The sequence below is a fragment of the Paenibacillus algorifonticola genome (assembly GCF_000971975.1).
GTDB lineage: Bacteria > Bacillota > Bacilli > Paenibacillales > Paenibacillaceae > Pristimantibacillus > Pristimantibacillus algorifonticola.
On the sequence record NZ_LAQO01000090.1, the window covers coordinates 1 to 1634 of the forward strand.

Consider the following 1634-nt stretch of genomic DNA (forward strand, 5'->3'; position numbering starts at 1 on the left):
GATGGATGAGCTTTTAGAGACGTTTGAAATTGGACGATCGCTGAGTGCGAAAGGTTGCCCATATGACAACGCTGTGGCCGAAGCCACCTATAAAATCATGAAAACGGAGTTCGTGAATCAGATGAACTTTCAGAGTCTTGGTCACTTGGAGCTGGAGCTATACGATTATGTTCATTGGTTCAATCAACATCGTATTCATGGAACTTTAGGCTATATGACGCCTGTTCAGTATCGCCTTACAGCCCTTAAAAAAGTTGTTTGATTTACTGTTGACAATCCACTGCACAATTGCTTCGAGATTAAATTCCCTGTCATCTATTCTATCAAGTTGCTTATACAGTAAATCAAAAAGGGGAATGTTATAAAAATAAGATATTTTCAATAAAGTTTCAAACCTTGGGGTTGTTTCACCAGCCAACCATTTAAATACTGCCCCTTCTCTTAACCGAAAATATTTAGCAAAATAATAAGCAGTACTAACGGGGGATTTATTTATTAACCATTTAATAAGTTCGGGCATTTTGTTACGTTCCCTTGAGGCAATTTCCATGTGTTTTTTTAATAAGAAACTTATATTATTTGTTACCCACTCCTCCCAAGATGAGCTTGGTTGCTCAATTAATTCTTCAGGCATCAACCATAATGGATTGTTGCATTTCTGACAATAACCCACTCTATGAATTTGAGTTAATACACCATTACGTTGCTTACAAAAAGAACAAGTCATCAATAAATTAACATTATGCTTTTGGCACTTATTAATCATTTTAAATTGCCAAATTAATGGTTCATATAATTCTCTACCAAACCTCACATTCTCTTCTAAGCATTTTGAACACCATGTTCGAAACTCCTATAACAATCGACGCTTTCCGACAAAACCATTCCATGGTACTAACGTTAAGTATTGTATGTCATTTCTCAAGGTCAATTGTTCAATTGTAAGTACAAACTCTCTTGCAATCACACCATAATTGTTTATGTAGTCTCTAAAAGAATTCGGATTTTTTGTCTGGTTTTTAACTTCAAACAAGTACTTTTTATTAGATTGAGGGCCTAATATGTTTTTAAGTAGAACTCCTGTTGTTATATTATGAGACTCAGCTAGCCTTCCAATATAACTAGTTAAACTTTCTACTACCTCAGTACCAACTCCTATTGGTTCAAGAGAATGTAATTTACTTCTTTCAGGCACATTTATTTCGGTGAGATTCCAAGTTCCAAAACTAATTCTTTTTTTGTTATAAACATTACTCACTTAATTCACCTTTGTTTGAGTCAATTTAATTTGATTAAATTAACACGGCTGCTTAAACCGACAGATTGATAATGAAATTATCGCTACATTGGTTCTGCAGCCTGTTAGTTTTTTGATACTAAGCACATCTTTAATCTCGAAACAATAATCCTCACACTACATCGCATCTGTTTCTGATCCTGTTTCTTCGGTACTCCAACCAGTAGCATCTCTTTTCGGCTTACGTTCTCCCGGTTTCCCTTTATTAGACTTCCCTTTGCCTTTCTTTTCGTTCGATGTTTTATCTGCATCTTCATCGTTCTCAATCCGGATTAACCCCTTAAATTTGGACACATGCTCTCTTTATCTCGTTCTTTCAAAGCTTTTCAAACTACAA

The 1634-nt window shown here is 35.2% G+C and carries 4 protein-coding genes; 1 reads left to right on the top strand and 3 read right to left on the bottom strand.

Features of this window, described 5'->3' with window-relative positions; genetic code table 11:
* Positions 1-262, top strand: a 262-nt coding sequence (locus WH37_RS33045) for an IS3 family transposase (protein ID WP_046234928.1), incomplete at its 5' end; no start/stop codon positions are given.
* Here WH37_RS33045 and WH37_RS35880 read toward each other — a convergent pair.
* The 3 genes from WH37_RS35880 to WH37_RS35885 form a co-directional block, all read right to left on the bottom strand.
* Positions 206-814: a hypothetical protein gene (locus WH37_RS35880; RefSeq protein WP_143088725.1), complete on the bottom strand. Its 609-nt coding sequence runs from the start codon at positions 812-814 to the stop codon at positions 206-208. The genes WH37_RS33045 and WH37_RS35880 overlap by 57 nt on opposite strands.
* A 39-nt stretch (positions 815-853) precedes the next feature.
* The gene (locus WH37_RS33050; RefSeq protein WP_046234929.1) at positions 854-1258 is read right to left on the bottom strand and encodes a TniQ family protein; all 405 of its coding nucleotides are present in this window, start codon (positions 1256-1258) and stop codon (positions 854-856) included.
* 156 nt (positions 1259-1414) lie between these two features.
* Positions 1415-1591, bottom strand: a complete 177-nt coding sequence (locus tag WH37_RS35885; RefSeq protein ID WP_156182445.1) for a hypothetical protein — start codon at positions 1589-1591, stop codon at positions 1415-1417.
* Positions 1592-1634 lie beyond the last annotated feature (43 nt).